Genomic DNA, 3,558 nt, shown 5'->3' on the forward strand with positions numbered 1-3,558 from the left:
CCTCCAGTTTCCACCGAAGATCTGGCAGGCCTTTCTTCCTGAAGAAGCCGACAGCCATCCCGATTTCGCCATTGGCGATGTAAGCGTCATCCTTCGCCGGGTACACCTTGCGGTGTCGGTTCCAAGGCAACGCAGGGTTGGTGTTGGCGAGATTGATGACCTTGTCGCCGTAAACAATCTCCTCCTGCCCCATGGGTTTGGGGTATTTCCGTTGCCACCCCTCTTTGCGCGCGGCATCAATCATCGGCTGCCGGAACTGTTTGTGAATCAAGCGATTCAGATCTGGCACACCGTGCGCAGCCGACCGCACCGGCGAAAGGATCTGCCAACCCTCGGCCGTCTCGGCGGCACCGGCCTTATCACCCCTGCGAGGGTTGAAAAAACGCATTTCATTCCAGGCTTCACCCCCAAGGGTGGCATCAAAACCGGCAATGTCTTCTGGACCTTTTAGTTTCAATTCCGCCACCAGCACGTCCATGAGGCGAGTTCGCACGTCGTCAGCGGTGTCCCACTGTACGAAGCGAACGTGTTTGCTCTCGCCAGTGCGCACCACCTTGTCGAATACATCGTCCTCACCCGGAGCAATGGGGGATCCGCTGAACCACTCGGCAAGTTGCAGGTCCTCGCGATCCTCCCCAGCCTGGCGGCGCCGGATTGTCAGTTCGGCGTAGCCGGGGCCGACGCGCGGGAACTTCTCCGTGACCCCTTCTGCTGCGAGATGTTTGACGATGTCCACGAACGGCCGCCCCGCGCCAATTGGCGGGAGTTGGCGCGGATCACCAATGAGGATGAGGCGGTGCACCCCTTTGAGCGCCTGGATCAGCGCCGCGAACATCTCCTCCGTCAGCATAGAGGCCTCGTCAATGATGACCGTATGCGCACTCGCCTCAGTAGGTTTGTCCGAAAGGCGATAGCGGCCGGTAGCGCCGTCGTAGCGATGCGGGCTCAGGAACTGGGCGATCGTGTAGCCCTTGAGTTTCAGACCCTTCGTGGACTGCTCCATGCGCACGCGAGCCTTCCCGGTCGGCGCCAGAAGCAGGACGCCGCCTGACTCGACCTTCGGGTGTGAACAAAGCACCGAGAGCAGTGTGGTTTTGCCCGTTCCGGCAGGGCCAATCAGCACCGAGAGCCGCGCCTCAGCGAGTTCTGTCAGCGCGGCCGTCTTTTCCGCGCGGGCGTTTTCTTCGAGTTCGTCCGGGTTGCCCGCCCCCTGCGCCGCCAGGTGCGCATCCAGAAGCTGGCGCCAATCGGCTGCCACCGTCATGCGCTTTCCCTTGATACGCTTGTCGATAGCCACACGGATGGTCGTTCCCACTTCCGTAAGTCGCCCCAACTGCAGTGCCGGGGAGCCATTGGCCATTGCAAGTTCGCCAACAGCGTCGCCGAAATCGTCTTTGGCGACGTTCATCAGGTCGGCATCGACCTCACATGGAGGCTGGAGCGTGAGGCCACGGATACCGAGGACGACTTGATCCTGAGGAAGCAGCGTGTTACCAGCGCTGGCGGCGTCCTCAAGAACCTTGACCGTGAACGCGCGGATGCGGCGAGCATCAGTTCCGGCATCCAATGCCGTCGGTGCAGGCAACGGATGCTTCTTGCGAATGACCTCGTCCGGGAAGACGCCGCGGTCAACAGTCCAGACGCTGACCGGATCTATGGTCAACCTGGTAAGTTCATAGAGAAGATACGGATTGGCAAGGATGGCCGCGTCGCTCTTGTCTATTCCGGTCTTGGCACGCTCCTCCTGTACGTAGAGCACGGTCGCCTGCTCCCGGGTGATCTCAAAGCGGCTTACAAGCTTTAGCAGCGCGCGGCGCCCATCTGGCAACCGAGTCCACTTGGCGCAAAGTGTCTTGCCGATGCTCTCGGCCAAAGGTGCCGGCAAGTGTTTCTTGGGGTTGGCAAACATCTTGTCGACTAAGGGCCAGGGATCGACGTTGTCGCCCGCCTTCTCGGCCAGGGCACGGGCGACAAAGGTGCCCAAATCCAACCCGAACGCAGACAGCGCCGAGCCGAGCCCGGGGCATGGGCCGCGGGCCTTCCACAATTCACCAAGGCGCGCATCGATCCACTGCAGGCACTGGTCCCACGGGCCAGGCAGGACGCCCTTGGCCTTGCGCAGCGATTCGGCACACGCGAGCAGCGAAGCGATTGCACCGTCGTGGCTGACCAACTGCGAAGCGTGCGAGAACTCAAGCAGGCGGTCGGCTGGCGAGAAGGCTGCGATCTCTGCAGGATCGAACTCCGGATCCTCGGCCGCCTTCTCAACAGCCGCGTGATACGGCAGCAAGAATCCATCCTTGAAATCCGGACGGATCGAATGCTGGACCATCCGCTCCCACAACATCGAGCGCAGTTTCCCATCGAGATCCTTCGTGGTGTAGGCGTACTCCTGCGCAGCGCCAACATGCAGCACACGCCCGACCCCGATCAGGATGCGACCACCGGCTGCGTCCTCCACAAACGGCACCTGCTTGGCGTAAAAGAAGCAAAGTGAATGATCCGGCTTGATGTGACCGGCGAAACCATTGAGCAGAGCCGTCTGGTTCAGGTATTCCTGAACAAACTTCGTCTCGAAACCCAGATCTGGTTCGCGCTCGGCCTGGACATCGAGCGCATGCTCCTCGCCCAGTGTCGCCATCGCCTCGCTAAGCATCCAGGCGAACGGCACCGCCGGCGCTGAGTAGGGCGGATGGCGTAGTCCGGTTGGTTTGAAGTGCCCGTGGGGCGTCTCAGGGCCCCAGTTATAGGGGTGATTCGCCTCGCGGACGTACTCAAAGGGGGCCATGAAGACGACGCGCTCTGAGATACAAGATGGCCACTTCGCCTGCGGCAAATCCTTGATGCTCTGTCCTGCGACCGCTTCTTCCGCGTCGTCGTTGCGGTCCTCGGCAATGCCCTTGAGCTTGAGGCAAGCGCCATTCAGTCGCGGAGCAGCACAGACGCGGCCGTCCCATCCGGTGTCGTGCCAAGGGACGCGGATGGAGATGTGTTTCATCGGGTAGATCATGGGCACCCCCACACTGAAATTTACGAAAAGTAGACTCGATTCATGTGTGCAACAAAGTGCGCGAACTCTTTTTCTGTCAGGTCGTTAGGGAACTCGGCCTTGAAAAACCGATCCCGCGCAACCTTCACGTTCTCCTCGGTCAACTCGCCAGCCTCTTCATCTTCGGACAGCTCCTGATCCTCGGCACCTTTAAGGGTTGAAGACTTTCCTTGGGCAGCAAGACCTACGCTTACAAGCGAATACCCAAAAGGTTCTTCTACCTTCCACTCAAATCGGGATTTGTAACCCTGTGCACCCTTCTTGTAGGTTCCCAACTCCAGTGCGATTTGGAGCTTGTCTTTCAAAAAATCTCGAATATCACGTTCTGAGAGCTGCGTCTCCAGGACGATCCGATGTACTAGGCTCTCGCTGCGCCAATTGGTTTTACTTGCAAAGGAGTCCAAAATTTTCTTTGCTACGCCATTGCTGCGGTTCTCGTAAAGCCTTCGGAGTTCCCTGATTTTTTCGTCATCATTCATTATTCAGTCTCCTTCGTGGGCGAAAAGTCG

At 59.3% G+C, this 3,558-nt stretch carries 2 protein-coding genes; both read right to left on the bottom strand.

What is annotated here, in order from left to right:
• The coding region (locus QZY48_RS17935; RefSeq protein WP_295433595.1) for an AAA family ATPase at nt 1–3,010 on the bottom strand (3,010 nt) is incomplete at its 3' end.
• A gap of 20 nt (nt 3,011–3,030) precedes the next feature.
• Complete coding sequence (locus QZY48_RS17940) at nt 3,031–3,528, bottom strand: hypothetical protein (protein WP_295433598.1); 498 nt, start codon at nt 3,526–3,528, stop codon at nt 3,031–3,033.
• Nucleotides 3,529–3,558: the final 30 nt, after the last annotated feature.

The organism is uncultured Thiodictyon sp. (assembly GCF_903828115.1).
In the GTDB taxonomy this organism is placed as follows: domain Bacteria; phylum Pseudomonadota; class Gammaproteobacteria; order Chromatiales; family Chromatiaceae; genus Thiodictyon.

What these genes read in the sequence shown, in the direction of transcription:
- QZY48_RS17940 (WP_295433598.1), bottom strand. Translation starts at nt 3,528, where the DNA reads ATGAATGATGACGAAAAAATCAGGGAACTCCGAAGGCTTTACGAGAAC.